Genomic DNA, 15,499 nt, shown 5'->3' with positions numbered 1-15,499 from the left:
GTGAGGGGCATGACCGACATGCCCGCCACCGCGCTGTCAGCCCCGCAGGAGTCGCCGGAGCCGGAGTGTGTCCACTTCGTCGACGACTGGCACGGCATCCTCCACGAGACCTATGGCGGCGACTCGGACCGGGTCGCCCTGGACTGTGCCAGGCGGCTGGTTGCCGATCCCGCGGGCGAGGAGGCGTACGCCTGGACGCTCGGGCTGGTCATGATGGCCGCACACATCGGCCGGTTCTCCCGTAAGGACGTCGCGGCGGCGGCCCTGGAGGCGCTCCACGCCACGGACCGGCGGCTGCGCGAGGCCCCCTGCGCCCACCGGACGCATCCGTACGAGAGCGATCTGGACGACCGGATCGACCACTTCGTGGACGATCTGCCGCTGCTCACCAACGGGTTGGCCGAGGACCAGGACCCCGACTGGGAGGACGACGCCACCAAGGAGCAGTGGCTGTGCCCGCGCGACATCGCCGGGTACGCGCGGGTCGCCATCGACATCATCGCCCCCGGCAGCGTGGGCGGCATCCCGCCCCGGCTCCCGGTCCGCGACGCGCGCCGCGCCGAGGATCTGCGTTCGATCGTCTGGGACTACCCGAGCGCGGCGGTGGACCCCGCCCAGGAGCTGTCCGCCTACGCCAGGAACCTGGTCGCCAACCCTCTGGGCTATCACCGCGCCGGGCTCGTGGTCGTCCTGCACGCCGCCTGCTGGTACGCCGCCAGCGGCCGGATCCGCGACCGGCGCGTCCTGGACACCATGGTGGACGCCCTGGAGGCGGTGCTGCCCGGTCTCGGCGGCGCCTCCTGCGCGCACGGCGAGGGCGAGCATCCCGAGGTCGGCCGGGACACCGCGGAGCAGGCCACCGTGGGCATCCATCTGCTCAGCCCCGGTGGCCGGGGCGTCTACTGCCACTGGCACCGCGAGGAGCTGGAGACGGCGCCGCTGGACGCATGGCTGTGCCCCGCGTTCCTCGCCGCGATCGCCCGCGAGGCGTTGGACCATCTGCGCTCCGGCCGTGAGCGGCTCTTCGGCCTCCGGGACACCGCCCACCTGGACGAGACGCTGCTGCGACCCGACGGACGGCTCGACATCGAACGGCTCACCCACGCCGTGCGCTTCCGCTGCCGGGACGGGCAGGCCGCGGAGGACGCCGGGCTGTGGGCCGCGCGGCGGTTCGCGGCGGGCCCGGCCGATCCGCGCGAGCGGCTGGTGCTGCTGCTGGTGGCCTGCTGGTCGGTGACCTCGGGCGAGGAGGCCCCGCCCGAGGCCGTCCACCGGGATCTGCGGGCGATCCTCGGCGCGGTGCGGACCGGCCTGGCGGCCGGGGCCTGCCCGCACGGGGACGCGCACCCGTGGGAGGTGCTGGCCGAGCTGGCGGGACGCCGTCACTTCGGCTTCCACGAGGATCCTTACGGCGCCCATCTCAACCATCTGTACGCGCCGGGGGAGTACGACACGCCCGAGCCGTCCTTCGGCCCCGAGGAGTGGGGCTGCCCCCGCCATGTGGCCGAGCGGGTCCGGCAGACGCTGCGGATCATCGACGGCGCGAGCTGATCGGCGACGCGGGGGGCGACGGGGCCTGCCGCCTGCGGCGGGCTGTTCCCCTCCCCGCCCCTTCCCACAACTGGGGCTGCGCCCCGGACCCGACCTGGGGCTGCGCCCCAGACCCCGGGCCAGGGGCGGGGCCCCTGACACGCGGCGGGCACCCAGCGGGCACCCAAAAGAGCGCACGGCGGGCTCAGCGGCGTTCCGCCGTCCTTACGGTTGCCGCCGCCTTGCGTGCCGCCACCAGTACCGGGTCCCACACCGGTGAGAACGGCGGGGCGTAGCCCAGGTCCAGTGCCGTCATCTGCTCCACCGTCATTCCGGCGGTCAGCGCCACCGCCGCGACGTCCACCCGCTTGCCCGCACCCTCGCGGCCGACGATCTGCGTGCCGAGCAGCCGTCCCGTGCGCCGCTCGGCGAGCATCTTCACCGTCATGGGCCGGGTCTCCGGGTAGTACCCGGCGCGGCTGGTCGCCTCGATCGTGACCGCCTCGAACTGGAGCCCCACGGCGGCGGCTTCGGCCTCCAGCAGTCCGGTGCGGGCGATCTCCAGATCGCAGACCTTGCTGACGGCCGTGCCGACGACACCGGGGAAGGTCGCGTAGTCGCCGCCCACATTGGAGCCGATGACCTGCCCGTGCTTGTTGGCGTGGGTGCCCAGCGGAATGTGCCGGGTGCGGCCGGAGACCAGGTCGAGAACCTCGACACAGTCACCGCCCGCCCAGACGTTGTCGTAACCGCGCACCCGCATGGCCTGATCCGTCAGCAGCCCGCCGTACTCGCCCACCGGAAGCCCCGCCTCCTGGGCGAGTCCGGTCTCCGGGGCCACCCCGAGGCCCAGGACCACCAGATCGGCGGGGTATTCGCTCATCTTGGTGGCCACCGCCCGCACCCGGCCGTCCTCGCCCGTGACCACCTCGGCGACCTCCGCGCCGGTCACGGTGTCGATCCCGAGCCCCGACATCGCGTCGCGCACCAGCCGCCCCATGTCGGGGTCGAGCGTGGACATCGGCTGCTCACCGCGTTCCAGGACGGTCACCTGGGCGCCCCGCTGCATGAGCGCCTCGGCCATCTCCACCCCGATGTACCCGGCGCCGATCACCACCGCCCGCTCGACCGGGGTGGCCTCCAGGGACTCCAGCAGCGCCCGCCCGTCGTCCAGGGTCTGCACCCCGTGGACCCCCGGGGCGTCGATCCCGGGCATCCCGGGGCGGCGCGGCCGGGCGCCGGTCGCGATGACCAGGTCGTCGAAGCCGTACCACTGCTCGCCCTCGCCGCGCGGATCGAGGTCCCGCGCCAGGACCCGCTGCCCGGCGAGGTCGATCTCGACGACCTCGGTGTGGGTCCGTACGTCGATCCCGCGGCCCCGGTGGGTCTCGGGCGTCCGGGCGACCAGCTCGTCCGGGCCGTTCACCAGCCCGCCGACCCAGTACGGGATGCCGCAGGCCGAGTACGAGGTGAACTGGCCGCGCTCGAAGGCGAGGATCTCCAGCTCGCCCCGGCTCCTGAGCCTGCGCGCCCGCGACGCGGCGGACATGCCCGCCGCGTCGCCTCCGATGACCACCATGCGCCGTGCCGCCGTCATGTATGCCCCTCCGCCACTGGATGTCCGGCTATAGGGCACCAAGTTAAGCGCGCGAGGTCCGCTCCCGGATCAGCGTGTAGAGCACGGCGCTGACGAGCATCAGCGCGCCGTCGATGTAGACCGCGTTCGTCCAGCTGCCGTAGTGGTCGAAGAGGGTGCCGCTGAGCGCCGGGCTGACCACCGCGCCGATCTCCCCGACCAGGTTGAACAGCCCGAAGGCCGCGCCGCGTTCGGCCGCGTCCACCACGTCGTTCAGCAGCGCGTGCGCCATCGGCTGGAGCGCGTTGAAGAACAGGCTGGAGACGAAGAGCAGAATGGACATCACCCAGAGGGAGGGCTTCTCATGGGTGTGCAGATACGCCGCGAATACCAGCACCAGCACCCCCTGGACCACGGTGAACGCGATCAGCAGCGGCCGCCGCCCCCACCCCCGGGCCTTCGCCCGGTCCGAGAGCATGCCCCCGGCCGGGAAGCCGAGGATGCCCGCGCCCGCGTTGAAGGTGGCCACCAGCGCGGCGTTCTGGAACGAGCTGTGGGCGGCGTCCGCGACGATCGACACCGACCAGAAGCTGAAGAACCACAGATTCCACATGACCGCGATGAAGGCGAAGCTGAGCAGCAGCACATTGCGGTTCCGCGAGACCGCGCCCAGCCGGCCGCTCCGCCGGGCGAAGATGGCCCCGATGAGCACGAACGCCAGCACGCACTCGAGGATGGCCACGCCCCAGCTCGGCATCCCCGCCCCGTCGGCGATCAGATAGACCGCCATGACCGCGGCGCACAGCACCGCCGAGATCCCCAGCAGCCGCAGCGTGGAGCCGGTGGCCTTGAGCGGGCCGCCGATGCGGCGCATATAGACCGCCGTGGCCCAGCCGAACGCGAGGGTCGCCGCGCCCAGCACCAGGAACGGCATCCGCCAGGCGTCCTCCTCGCCGAACACCTCCCCGCCCCAGTCGATCAGGTACGGCGCGCTGATGGTCGCGATCGTCAGCCCGATGGACAGCCCGGTGATGGCCACGCCCATGCCGAGACCGGCCTTCGCGGGCGGGGTGCGCTGGGCGATCAGCGAGCGGTCGTTGGAGTAGAAGACGCCCTCGCCGAGCCCGGTCAGCACCCGTAGCACCACGAACGCGATCAGCCCGCTCATCATGCCGCTGGCCAGCGTCGCGACCCCCGCCCACAGCAGCGAGACCGCGAGCATGGTGCGGTGCCCGAAGCGGTCGCCGAGATAGCCGCCGGGGAACTGGGTGAGCATGTAGCCCGCGAAGAAGAGGCTGCCGATCAGACCGCCGAGCGCATGCGGATGGCTGGCGGAGCCCAGCATGCCGTGGTCGTGTTCGATCAGCCAGGTGACGACCGGGCCGGTGATGGTGCGGTCGGCGTAACTGAAGAGCCAGCCGCCCAGCAGCATGGCCCACAGGGTGTGATACGGCTGCCAGCCGCCGCGGGGCGCCTCCCGGCCCTGCGCGGTGGGCTCTGCGGTCACTTCGGGCATGTCTCCATGTCCCCTCTCGGGCCTGGGCGTGTCGGCCGGCGGCGCGGTTGGTGCCACACAGAATGTGGCCGGACATCGGGCGCGGCAAGGCGTGTTCGCGGGTCTTTCACCGACCGGAAGCCTCCGCGACGGAGTCTTGCCCCAGGGCGGCGGCGAGGGTACGGGAGATGCCGTGCGCGGCGACCCGTACGGCCGGGATCAGCCCCGGGGCCCGACCCTCCGCGGCCGGGACCACCACCGACAGCGAGGCCACCACCTCCCCGCCCGGCCCGCGCACCGGGGCGGCGATGGAGAGCCCGTCCATGGTGATCTGCCGGTCGCTGACCGCGATCCCGGTGCGCCGCACCTCGGCCAGGGCGGCCCGCAGCCGGTGCGGGTCCTGGATCGTCATCTCGGTGTAGCGGCGCAGCGGGCGGGTGCACACCCGCTCGTACAGCCGTGGCGGCCCGTACGCGAGCAGCACAAGCCCGACGCCGGTGGCGTGCAGCGGCCAGCGGCTGCCGACCCGGGTGCGCACCTGGACCGCCGAGTGACCCGATATCAGCTCGACATAGACCACCTCCAGGCCGTCCCGCACGGCGAGCTGGACGTTCTCATGGGTGGCCTCGTACAGGTCCTCCATGAACGGCAGGGCCGCCTCGCGCACCCCGACCCCGCGCGGGGAGAGGGTCGCCACCTCCCACAGCCGCAGCCCGATGTGGTACGCGCCGGTGGCGTCGCGCTCCAGGGCGCCCCAGCGGGTGAGCGAGGCGACCAGCCGGTGCGCGGTGGCCAGCGGCAGCCCGGCGCGCCGGGCGAGGGCGGTGAGGGACAGCGAGCGGTGCGAGGCGTCGAACGCGTCGAGGACCGCCAGCATCCGGCCCGCGACCGAGCGGCCGCCGTCCCGGCCGTCGGGGGCGCGGGTGCCCGGTGGGCTGATGGGGGTGAGGGGGCCGGAGGCGGTCATGACAGCGGGAGGCCGACGTAGTTCTCGGCGAGCTCGGCGGACGCGGTGGGGGAGGAGGCGATCCGCTCCAGCCGCGCGATCCGCTCCCGGTCCTCGAACGGGGTCTCGTCCGGGCGGCGGTGGAGCGTGTCCGTCATGAAGTACGAGAACCGCTCGGCCTGCCACACCCGGCGCAGACAGGTCCGCGAGTAGCCGTCCAGCAGCTCGGACGAGCCGGTCTCCTGGTGGTGGATCAGGGCCCGGGCCATCGTGATCACGTCGGTGACCGCCAGATTGAGCCCCTTGGCGCCGGTCGGCGGCACGATGTGCGCCGCGTCGCCCGCCAGGAAGAGCCGGCCGTGCCGCATCGGCTCCTGGACGAAGCTGCGCATCGGGGTGACCGAGGTGGCGGTGATCGGGCCGCGCTCCAGCGTCCAGTCCCCGTCGAGCGCGAAGCGGGCCGACAGCTCGTCCCAGATCCGCTCATGGGACCAGGCGTCGGGGTTGGTGCCGCCCGGCACTTGGAGGTAGAGCCGGGAGACATGGGGAGAGCGCATGCTGTGCAGGGCGAAGCCGCGCCGATGGCGGGCGTAGATCAGCTCCTCGCAGGACGGCGCCACATCGGCCAGCACTCCGAGCCAGGAGTAGGGGTAGGTGTGCTCGAAGGCGCGCACCCGGTCGGCGGGGATCGCGCGCCGGGCGATGCCGTGGAAGCCGTCGCAGCCCGCCACGTAGTCGCAGCTCAGGTTCTGTTCGCGGCCCTTGTGACGGAAGCGGATGACCGGCGCGGCGGAGTCCGGCTTCTCGATGGCCAGCGCCTCGGCCTCGAACAGCAGCGGGGGACCGCCCGGCTCCTCAAGCTGGAGCGCGATCAGATCCTTGACGATCTCGGTCTGGGCGTAGACCATCACCGACTTGCCGCCGGTGGCGGAGGGGAAGTCCACGCGGTGGCCGCGGCCCTCGAAGCGCAGCTCGACGCCCTGGTGCGGCAGCCCCTCGCGGTCCAGCCGCCCGCCGGCGCCGCACTCCCGCAGCACATCCACGGTGCCCTGCTCCAGGATCCCGGCCCGCTGGCGCCGCTCGACATACGCCCGGTCCCGGCTCTCCAGCACCACACAGTCGATCCCGGCGCGGTGCAGCAGCCGGGCGAGCAGCAGCCCGGCGGGCCCCCCGCCGATGATGCCGACGGTCGTGCGCATCACATCGTCCCCTTGCTGTGGTGGTCCATGCCGCCGTGGTGATCCATGCGGCCCGCTTCACCTTCGCCACTTGTTCGCTGAGTGAAACTTCGTTCATAATCGACTGGTGATGAGTTTCAGCCCGGTGCCACCACCTGTCAATGGCCCCGTCGGGCCTCTCGAGCGCGGCCTCGCCGTGCTGCGCGAGCTGACCCGGCTGGCCGCACACGAGGGACGGACCACCGTCCGGCCCGGTGATCTCGTGCGCGGCACGGGGCTCGCCCGGTCCGTGGTCGACCGCGTCGTGGGCACGCTCGAACAGCTCGGTTACGTCACGCTCGACGGCCGCGACATCGGCCTGGCGGTCCGGCTGATGGAGCTGGGCAACGCGTATCTGGCCGCGAGCGGACTGCCCGCCGCGCTCGGCCCGTTCGCCGAGCGGCTCGCGGACGGGCTCGACGAGTCGGTCTCGGTCGCCGTCCCCGACGGTGGCGGGGTGCGCTTCGTCGTCCAGGTCACCCGCCGCCGCACCATGTCCCTCGCCTTCCGGATCGGCGATCTGCTGCCCGCCGAGCGCTGCTCGCCCGGCGCGCTCTTCGCCGCCGAGTGGTCCGGGGCCGACTGGGCCGCCTGGCGCGCCCGCCGCGTCGAGGACCCCCTGGACACCGCGTTCCCGGGCGTCCCGCCCCGCCATCGGCCCGCCTCCGGCGAGGACTTCGAGGCCCGCGTCAAGGAGGCCGCCCGGGACGGCTGGGCCGTCGACGACCAGCTGATCGAACCGGGCCTGGTGGCGGTTTCGGTTCCGGTGCGGGATGCCTCGGGCCGTATCGTCTGCGCGGTCAACGTGGTCAGCCACACCAGCCGCCATGACGTGGACTCGCTGCGGGCGGCGGTGCTGGGGCCGCTGGGTGCGGAACTCCCGGCGATGGAGGCGGCTTTGACGGCCCGGCGGCCACGGCTGGCCGCTTTGGGTGCTTCGGTCGCTTCAGCTGCCTCGGTCGCCTCGGTCGCTTCGGTCGTTCCGGTTACGGGGGACTCCGGCACGGCCGTGGGCGAGGACCCCGCGCGGATGGCCAAGCGGGAGCTGGGAGCGGGCTTCCTGCAGTCCCTCGCGCGCGGGCTGGCCGTGCTGCGGGCCCTGGGCGGGGCGGCCCCGGGCGGGGTGCAGGTCTCGGGCGGGACACAGGGCTCGGGCGGGACACAGGGCCCGGGCCAGGGCGAGGCCCGCGCGGTGGAGGACGCGGCGCGCGGCGCGTCCGGCGCCACCGGGGGCATGACGTACGGCCTCGTCGGCGCGGGGCCCGGTGGCGGCCGGGGCGGGGGGATGACGCTCAGCGCCGTCGCGGAGGCCACCGGGCTGGCGCGGGCCACCGCCCGGCGCTCGCTGCTCACCCTGGTCGAGCTGGGGTACGCGGAGGTCGACGGCCGGACCTTCCGGCCGCTGCCGCGCGTGCTGGAGCTCGGCTACGCCCCCCTGGCGGAGCTCGGCTTCACCGACATCGCCCAGCCGCACATGCGCGAACTGGTCCGCACCGTCCATGAGTCGGCGTCCCTGGCAGTCCTCGACGGCGGCGACATCCGCTACATCGCACGTGTCCCCACCGTCCGCATCATGAGCGTCAACATCACCATCGGCACCCGTTTCCCCGCCTACGCGACCTCCATGGGCCGGGTGCTGCTCGCGGGCCTGGACGCCGACGCCCGCGCCGCCCACCTCGCCGGGGTGCGGCCGGAGCCGCTGACCCGGCACACCGTGACCGACGTGGCCGAACTGGCGCGCGTCGTGGAGCGCGCGGCGGCGGAGGGGCACGCCCTGGTCGACCAGGAGCTGGAGGAGGGTCTGCGGTCGCTCGCCGTGCCCGTCAGGGACGCGCGCGGACGTGTGGTGGCCGCGCTCAACGTGGCGACCCACGCCGGTCGCGGCACCGCCGAGAGCGCCCGCGGCGAGCTCCTCCCGGCGCTGCGCGCCACCGCGGCCCGTATCGAGGCCGACCTGGCCACGGCCTCGGCGCAGCACGCCCTGGGGGCGGGTGAGAGAGTGGGGGCATGAGAGCGGCGAACACCCCGGGGGCAGGGCGCACCGGCCATGTCGTGGTCATCGGCGGCGGAATCGCGGGCCTCGCGGCGGCTCACCGGCTGCTGGACGGCGGGGCGCGGGTGACGGTCCTGGAGGCGTCGGGACGGCTCGGCGGCAAGCTGCGCTCGGGCGAGATCGAGGGCGTACCGGTCGACCTGGGCGCCGAGTCGATGCTCGCTCGCCGCCCGGAGGCGGTCGAGCTGGCGCGCGCCGTGGGCCTCGGCGACCGGCTGCGGCCGCCCGCGACCGCCACCGCCTCCCTCTGGACGCGCGGTGGGCTGCGCCCGATGCCCAAGGGGCATGTGATGGGCGTCCCCGGCGATCTGGAGCCGCTGGCCGCGTCCGGCGTGATCTCGGAGGAGGGGCTGGCCCGGATCGCCCGCGACCGCGAGCTGCCGCCCACGCCGGTCGGCGAGGACGTGGCGCTCGGCGGGTATCTGGCGGAGCGGCTCGGCCGCGAGGTCGTGGACCGGCTGGTGGAACCGCTGTTGGGCGGGGTGTACGCGGGCGATGTGTACCGCACCTCGATGCGCGCGTCGGTCCCCACCCTCTTCGAGGTGGCGCAGTCCGGCCGCCCGCTGACCGAAGGCGTCCGGGAACTGGCCGAGCGCTCCGCGCGACGGCAGGACGGTCCCGTGTTCATGGGCATCGACGGCGGGATCGGGCGGTTGCCGCTGGCGGTCGCCGACGCCGTACGGGCCGCGGGCGGCGAGATCCGCACCGGGGCGCCCGTACGGGAGCTGCGGCGCACGGCCGACGGCTGGGTCGTCACGGTGGGCGGTACGGGCGGCGTTGGCGGTACGGGCCGTACGGGTGGCGCGGGTGGCGCGGGCGGCGTGGACGGTGCGGGCCTTACGGGCGTCACCGACGGCACGGACGGCGCGGGCGTCACGGACGGGACTGGCGGTGCGGGCAGCACCGGCCGTACGGGCGGCGTGGGTGGCACGAACGGCACCGGCGGCCCGGCGGTGGTGGCGGCCGAGACCACCGTGCTGGCGGCGGACGCCATTGTGCTGGCGGTGCCCGCGCCCGCCGCCGCCCGGCTGCTGGCTGCCGGGGCCCCGGCAGCCTCCGCCGAGCTGGCCACCGTGGACTACGCCTCGATGGCGCTGGTCACCATGGCCTTCCGGCGCACCGATGTGGCCTCGCTCGCCGAGGGCAGCGGCTTCCTGGTGCCGCCGGTCGACGGCCGGACGATCAAGGCGGCCACGTTCTCCAGCCGCAAGTGGGGCTGGCTGCGCGACGCCGGTCCCGATCTCTTCGTGCTGCGTACCTCGATCGGGCGGTTTGACGACGAGGCGGATCTGAAGCGGGACGACGCCGATCTGGTAAGGATGTCGCTCGCCGATCTCGGCGAGGCCGTCGGCCTGGCGGCGAGGCCCGTCGCGAGCCGCGTGGACCGCTGGGACGGCGGACTGCCCCAGTACCCGGTGGGCCATCTCGACCGGGTCGCCCGCATCCGCGCCGAGGTCGCCAAGGTGCCGGGGCTGGCGGTGTGCGGCGCCCTCTACGACGGGGTGGGCATCCCCGCGTGCGTCGGCAGCGCCCGTAAGGCGGCCGATGAGCTGCTGGGCGCCCTGGCGGGCCCCCTGGGGCCGGGCGGCGGAGCCGGAGAGCGAGAATAGGGCCATGACTGCTGCACCTGAGAAGACTCCCAACGCCGGTAAGAAGGCCAAGGACCTCAACGAGGTCATCCGCTACACCCTGTGGTCGGTGTTCCGGCTGCGCGATGTGCTGCCGGAGGACCGCACCGGCTACGCCGACGAGGTCGAGGAGCTCTTCTCCCAGCTCGCCGCCAAGGACGTCACCGTGCGCGGCACCTACGACGTATCCGGGCTGCGCGCCGACGCGGACGTCATGATCTGGTGGCACTCGGAGACCTCCGACGCCCTCCAGGAGGCGTACAACCTCTTCCGCCGCACCCGGCTGGGACGGCACCTGGAGCCGGTGTGGTCCAACATGGCGCTGCACCGCCCGGCCGAGTTCAACAAGTCCCACATCCCGGCGTTCCTCGCGGACGAGAACGCGCGCGAATACGTGAGCGTGTACCCGTTCGTCCGCTCCTACGACTGGTACCTGCTGCCCGACGAGGACCGCCGCCGGATGCTCGCGGACCACGGCAAGATGGCCCGCGGCTACCCCGACGTACGCGCCAACACGGTGGCGTCCTTCTCACTCGGCGACTACGAGTGGATCCTGGCCTTCGAGGCGGACGAACTGCACCGGATCGTCGACCTGATGCGCCATCTGCGCGGCTCCGAGGCGCGCCGGCACGTGCGCGAGGAAGTGCCGTTCTACACCGGGCGGCGCAAGGCGGTCTCCGAACTCGTCGCCGGCCTGGCCTGACGCCCTTACGGGGTTGTCCGGCGGACTCCGCCACGTGGCAGGGGCTCCGCTCCCCTGGACTCCGGGGGCGAGGAGCCGATCGTCGCCGCGGTCAGTTGACCGGCCGGGGCGCCGATCGTGTCACCTGCGGCGCGCCCGGGGCCTGGGGCGGAGCCCCGGTTTCGGGAAGGGGCGGGGAGGGGAAAGCAGCCCGCCGCAGGCGTCACCGGGACCCTCTTACGGCGTGCCCGGGATCGTCGCGGGCTGCTTGCCCGACTCGGGCAGCGGGGCCGGTTCCGGCAGCGGTGCGGGTTCCGCGCGCGGGTCGCAGAAGGCGGACCGGCCCGGGGTCTTGCCGGTCAGCAGATAGGTGTCCACATGGCGGTTGACGCAGTCGTTCGGACCGCCCCACAGACCATGCGTCCCCACCTTCCGCTCGGTCACCAGCGAGGCCCTGGGCAGCCGGTGCCAGAGTTCCTTCGCCCCCGCGTACGGCGTGGCCGCGTCCCGCTCCGCCGAGAGCAGCAGCACCGGCGGCAGCGCGACGCGCCCGGTCCGGGGGCCCACGGCCTCCAGGTTCCCCACGTCGAGGGGGCGGCCGGGCTTCAGCGGCCAGAAGGCGCACGGCAGGTTCATCGCCACGTTGTCCCAGGTCTCGAAGGGCGCGCGGCGGGCGAGGGCGGTGTTGTCGCGGTCCCAGGTGGCCCAGGCGCGCGGCCAGGGCGCGTCGTTGCACTCCACGGCGGTGTAGACGGCGTTGCCGTTCTCGTCGTCGGCCGCCTCCGCCGGATCGGGCGCGGCGAGTTCGATCAGCGGCTCGGGGTCGCCGCGCAGATACGCGGCCAGCGCCCGGGCGGCCGGGTCCCAGTAGGCGTCGTTGTAGCCGGTCCTCAGGAACGCGCTCTGGAGCTGGGCGGTGCCGACGACCCCGCCCGCCGGTTTCCGCGCCAGCCGCCGCCGCGCCGTGTCGTACGAGGCGAGCACCCGGTCCGCGGTGGCGCCCAGGTGGTAGACGGCGTGGTGCCGGGCGACCCAGCGGCGCCAGTCCCGCCAGCGCCGCTCGAAGGCCAGCGACTGGTCGAGGTTGTCGCGGTACCAGATCCGCCCGGGAGCGGGGTTGACCACGCTGTCGAAGACCATCCGGCGCACCCGGCCCGGGAAGAGCGTGGCGTAGACGGCCCCGTAGTACGTGCCGTACGAGGCGCCGACGAAGGTGAGCCGCCGCTGGCCCAGCGCGGCGCGCAGCACCTCCAGGTCGCGGGCGTTGTTCAGCGTCGTGTAGTGCGCGAGCGCGCGGCCCGAGCGGCGCACACAGCCCCGGACGTAGGCGCGCGCCCCTGCCACCAGCCGCCGTTTGAAGGCGGCGGTGGGGTGCGGCGGGGAACTGGTCGGCGCCTTGGCGTAGGCCGACGGCCGCTGGCAGGACAGCGGGGCGGAGCGGCCCACACCCCGTGGGGCGTAGCCGACGAAGTCGTAGGCGGCGGCCACCCGGCGGAAGGCGTCCTCGGCCGCGTACTCGGGGAACGCCATGCTGGAGGCGCCCGGTCCGCCGGGGTTGTAGATCAGCGCGCCCTGACGCCGGGCCTTGGGACCGGTGGCCCGGATCCGGCTGACGGTGAGGGAGACGTGCTTGCCGCGGGGACGGGCGTAGTCGAGCGGTACGGAGACCTTTCCGCAGGTGATGGGGGCGGCCAGCGCCTCGGCGCGGGGACAGCGGCGGAAGGCGATACCGCGCTGCGCCGCGCGCCGGGCGGCGAACGCCACACCGCGGGTCGCGGCCGCGTCGCCGGGCGGGGCGGCGGCCGGGGCGGCCGGGGCGGGTGGGGCGGACCAGGTGGTCCAGGTGGGCGCGGCGGTGGCCATGGGGGCGACGGAGGCGGCGGAGGCCGAACTGGTCGCGGAGGGCGCGCCCGCCGCACCGGCCGGGGCCGTGGCGGACCTGGTGGACGCGGTGGGCGTTGCGGGATTCGTGGCCACGGCGGGGGCGGTGGGCGCGGCGAGCGTGCCGCCGGTGGCGGGCGTCGCGAGCAGCGCGCTCATGGCAAGCGACAGGGACAGCGGCCCGAGGATGCCGTACAGCGCTGCTGCTCTCACTGGCCGTCCCTTCGTGCATCGCGCGATGAACGCGATGAAAGGGATATTTGGCGCGCCGGATGACCATGTAAAGCACCGGGCCGCGGTGTCGGGGTCAATGACCCCAATGCGTCTTCAGGGCCGCGCGCAGCGCCGGGTCGGGGAGGGCGGCGGTGCCGTGCACGGCGAGCGCGGTGAGCAGGTCGCCGTCGTCGCCACCGCCGTCCGCGTCGCCGCCGGAGCGCTGGGCGAGGGACCGCCGCGGGGGCACGTCGATCCGGCCCAGCAGCCGCTGACCGACGGGGGAGGCCCACCGCGAGTACGGATGCGCCTCGACCCGGGCGATCAGCAGACAGCTCGCCGTCAGCAGCAGCGGCAGTACGAACCACGCGGCCACCGGACCGCGCCCCGCCGCGGGCGGCACCAGCAGCAGCGCGGCGGCCGCCGTCACCAGCACCAGCACGCAGGCCGCCCGCACATGCCGCACCGCGACCGCCACATTCGTACGGGCCGAGGCGGGCACCGCGAGCCCAGCCGCCACCAGCCGGTCACCCAGCGCCCGCACCGGGGTGGCCGTGGCGAGCGCGACCCGCACCGGCCGCACCGGGGCCTGCCCCTCCGGCCCTATCGCGCTGATCACGGCCCGCTCCAGCTCGTCCTGTCCGTCCGGATCCACCACGGTGACCCAGCCGGTGTGCGCGAGCAGCAGCCGCCGCTCCCGGTACATCGTGACGAGCGTCAGATCCCCCACCCGCCGCGGCCCGCCGGACAGGAACGCCGCCTCGTACAGGCTCAGGCCCTTCCCGTCCGCCTCCGGCTCGGGCTCCATCGGCTGAGCGGCGGCCACCGCCGCCAGGCACAGCCGCGTGCAACTGACGACCGCCGCGCCCCACGCGACGAGCAGGAAGAGGACCCACAACATGGCCGAGTTCTACTCGACCCGGCCACCACCGCGCCACAGTTTTCACGATATGAACGACTCGCGCGAATGCGGATCGCTCCGCGCAGACCCGCGACGGGCCGTCCGACGGATCGTGACGCCTGCGGCGGGCTCTTCCCCTCCCCGCCCCTTCCCTCAACTGGGGCTCCGCCCCGGACCGCGGCCGGACGACCCGGATGTGTGCGGGCGTCCGCCGCGTCGGCGCGCCGACCGCGATCAGCCCGCCGGTGCGGGTGGCCGCGGCGGCGACGGTCGGCTCGTCGAGCGCCGGGGCCCAGGGGCGACGCCCTTGCCGCGCGACGGAGCCGCGGGGCCCAGGGGCGACGCCCTTGCCGCGCGACGGAGCCGCATATCGATGCTTCAGCCGCCGCCCCCGCAGCCGCCGCCCCCACCACCACCGCAGCCCCCGCCCCCGCCGCAGCCCGAACCGCCGCCGCCTCCGCCGCAGGACGAGCCGCCGCATGAGGAGCCTCCGCAACCGGAACCGCCTCCGCCGCCTCCGCACCACGATCCGCCGCCGGAGTCCGAGGGTCCCGACCACCCCGACGAACCCGAGTCGGCCGACGACCCCGAAGTGACGGGCACCTTTTGCGCGTCCAGCAGTTGGGCCCGCAGCAGTGGATCGTCCGCCAAGGCGGCCGCACCGGTCAGCGCGACGACGACCGCCAGGGGGACCGTCGCCGGATGGCCGACGGACCGGGCGCGCCGTACGCCGACCCCCGAGTCCCTCCGGTACGTCGCCAGCGCCCGCTGCCCGTCGGCGGTCAGCCTGCGCTTGCCCGCACCGGCGCAGATTCCGCCGATGAGGAAGCCGGTGAACAGCGCGGGGGCGATCAACAAGATCAGCGGAGGCCCGCTGTCGGCGACGGAGCCGATGCTGATCAGGACGGCCAGAAACACCCCCATCGCGCACAGCCCGATCTGCGTCTGTGCCACGCCCCGCCAGAACCGGAGGGCGTCCGGCCGCACCATCAGCCCGCGCCCCGCCAGCTGGTCGCCGATCGCCTGTACCACCGGACTGCGCATCAGCTCCCGGCGCAGCCACTTCAGGCCGCCGTGCGGGGAGATGGCGCACAGCCGCAGCAACTCCTCCTCGACCGGGCCGCGCGCGACCGGCTGCCGTACCGAGACCACGCCGGGGTGGCCGATCGCCAGCCGCCCGTCCGCGTACATCGCGCTGATCACGGTGTCCGCCACCCGCCCCGGCCCGCCCGCCAGGAAGGCGGCCTCCAGCAGGTCGTGCGCCCAGGCGTGCACCGGTCCCGCGACCTCCCTGCGCCGGGCCCGGACCGTTCCGGAGATGAGCACCACCGACGACACGGCGACCGCCAGGTAGACCAGGGTCACGATCGCGCCCAT

At 74.3% G+C, this 15,499-nt stretch carries 11 protein-coding genes; 4 read left to right on the top strand and 7 right to left on the bottom strand.

The window, feature by feature from the left end; genetic code table 11:
• Positions 1-9: 9 nt before the first annotated feature.
• Positions 10-1,551, top strand: coding sequence for a hypothetical protein (locus tag ACMTAK_RS14880; RefSeq protein ID WP_413806689.1), 1,542 nt, complete (start codon positions 10-12; stop codon positions 1,549-1,551).
• 184 nt (positions 1,552-1,735) lie between these two features.
• On the opposite strand, the gene ACMTAK_RS14875 is transcribed toward ACMTAK_RS14880, so the two are convergent.
• The 4 genes from ACMTAK_RS14875 to ACMTAK_RS14860 form a co-directional block, all read right to left on the bottom strand.
• Positions 1,736-3,127, bottom strand: a complete 1,392-nt coding sequence (locus ACMTAK_RS14875; RefSeq protein WP_413806688.1) for an FAD-dependent oxidoreductase — start codon at positions 3,125-3,127, stop codon at positions 1,736-1,738.
• Between the two features lie 43 nt (positions 3,128-3,170).
• Complete coding sequence (locus ACMTAK_RS14870; protein ID WP_413806687.1) at positions 3,171-4,622, bottom strand: MFS transporter; 1,452 nt, start codon at positions 4,620-4,622, stop codon at positions 3,171-3,173.
• A gap of 106 nt (positions 4,623-4,728) precedes the next feature.
• Positions 4,729-5,568, bottom strand: coding sequence for an IclR family transcriptional regulator (locus ACMTAK_RS14865; protein WP_413806686.1), 840 nt, complete (start codon positions 5,566-5,568; stop codon positions 4,729-4,731).
• On the bottom strand, positions 5,565-6,746 hold the full coding sequence (locus ACMTAK_RS14860; protein WP_413806685.1) for a 4-hydroxybenzoate 3-monooxygenase: 1,182 nt from the start codon (positions 6,744-6,746) through the stop codon (positions 5,565-5,567). The genes ACMTAK_RS14865 and ACMTAK_RS14860 overlap by 4 nt, the downstream gene beginning before the upstream one ends.
• A 109-nt stretch (positions 6,747-6,855) precedes the next feature.
• Here ACMTAK_RS14860 and ACMTAK_RS14855 point away from each other — a divergent pair, with 109 nt between their 5' ends.
• The 3 genes from ACMTAK_RS14855 to hemQ are packed head-to-tail and all read left to right on the top strand — an operon-like array spanning position 6,856 to position 11,148.
• Complete coding sequence (locus ACMTAK_RS14855; RefSeq protein WP_413812895.1) at positions 6,856-8,775, top strand: IclR family transcriptional regulator domain-containing protein; 1,920 nt, start codon at positions 6,856-6,858, stop codon at positions 8,773-8,775.
• On the top strand, positions 8,772-10,427 hold the full coding sequence (gene hemG / locus ACMTAK_RS14850; protein ID WP_413806684.1) for a protoporphyrinogen oxidase: 1,656 nt from the start codon (positions 8,772-8,774) through the stop codon (positions 10,425-10,427). Before ACMTAK_RS14855 ends, hemG begins: the two co-directional genes overlap by 4 nt.
• 4 nt (positions 10,428-10,431) lie before the next feature.
• A complete protein-coding gene (hemQ, locus tag ACMTAK_RS14845; RefSeq protein ID WP_198281541.1) occupies positions 10,432-11,148 on the top strand; it encodes a hydrogen peroxide-dependent heme synthase in 717 nt (238 codons plus the stop codon).
• A 216-nt stretch (positions 11,149-11,364) separates the two neighbouring features.
• On the opposite strand, the gene ACMTAK_RS14840 is transcribed toward hemQ, so the two are convergent.
• The 3 genes from ACMTAK_RS14840 to ACMTAK_RS14830 form a co-directional block, all read right to left on the bottom strand.
• On the bottom strand, positions 11,365-12,990 hold the full coding sequence (locus ACMTAK_RS14840) for an alpha/beta hydrolase (protein ID WP_413812894.1): 1,626 nt from the start codon (positions 12,988-12,990) through the stop codon (positions 11,365-11,367).
• A 325-nt stretch (positions 12,991-13,315) separates the two neighbouring features.
• Entirely contained in the window at positions 13,316-14,122 is an 807-nt protein-coding gene (locus ACMTAK_RS14835; protein WP_413806683.1) for a TIGR04222 domain-containing membrane protein, read from the bottom strand.
• Between the two features lie 378 nt (positions 14,123-14,500).
• Positions 14,501-15,499 (bottom strand): TIGR04222 domain-containing membrane protein, encoded by a 999-nt coding sequence (locus tag ACMTAK_RS14830; protein WP_413806682.1) that lies wholly within the window; start codon positions 15,497-15,499, stop codon positions 14,501-14,503.

Source organism: Streptomyces lacaronensis (genome assembly GCF_047337785.1).
In the GTDB taxonomy this organism is placed as follows: domain Bacteria; phylum Actinomycetota; class Actinomycetes; order Streptomycetales; family Streptomycetaceae; genus Streptomyces; species Streptomyces lycopersici.
This window is presented reverse-complemented; position numbering and strand designations above follow the sequence as displayed.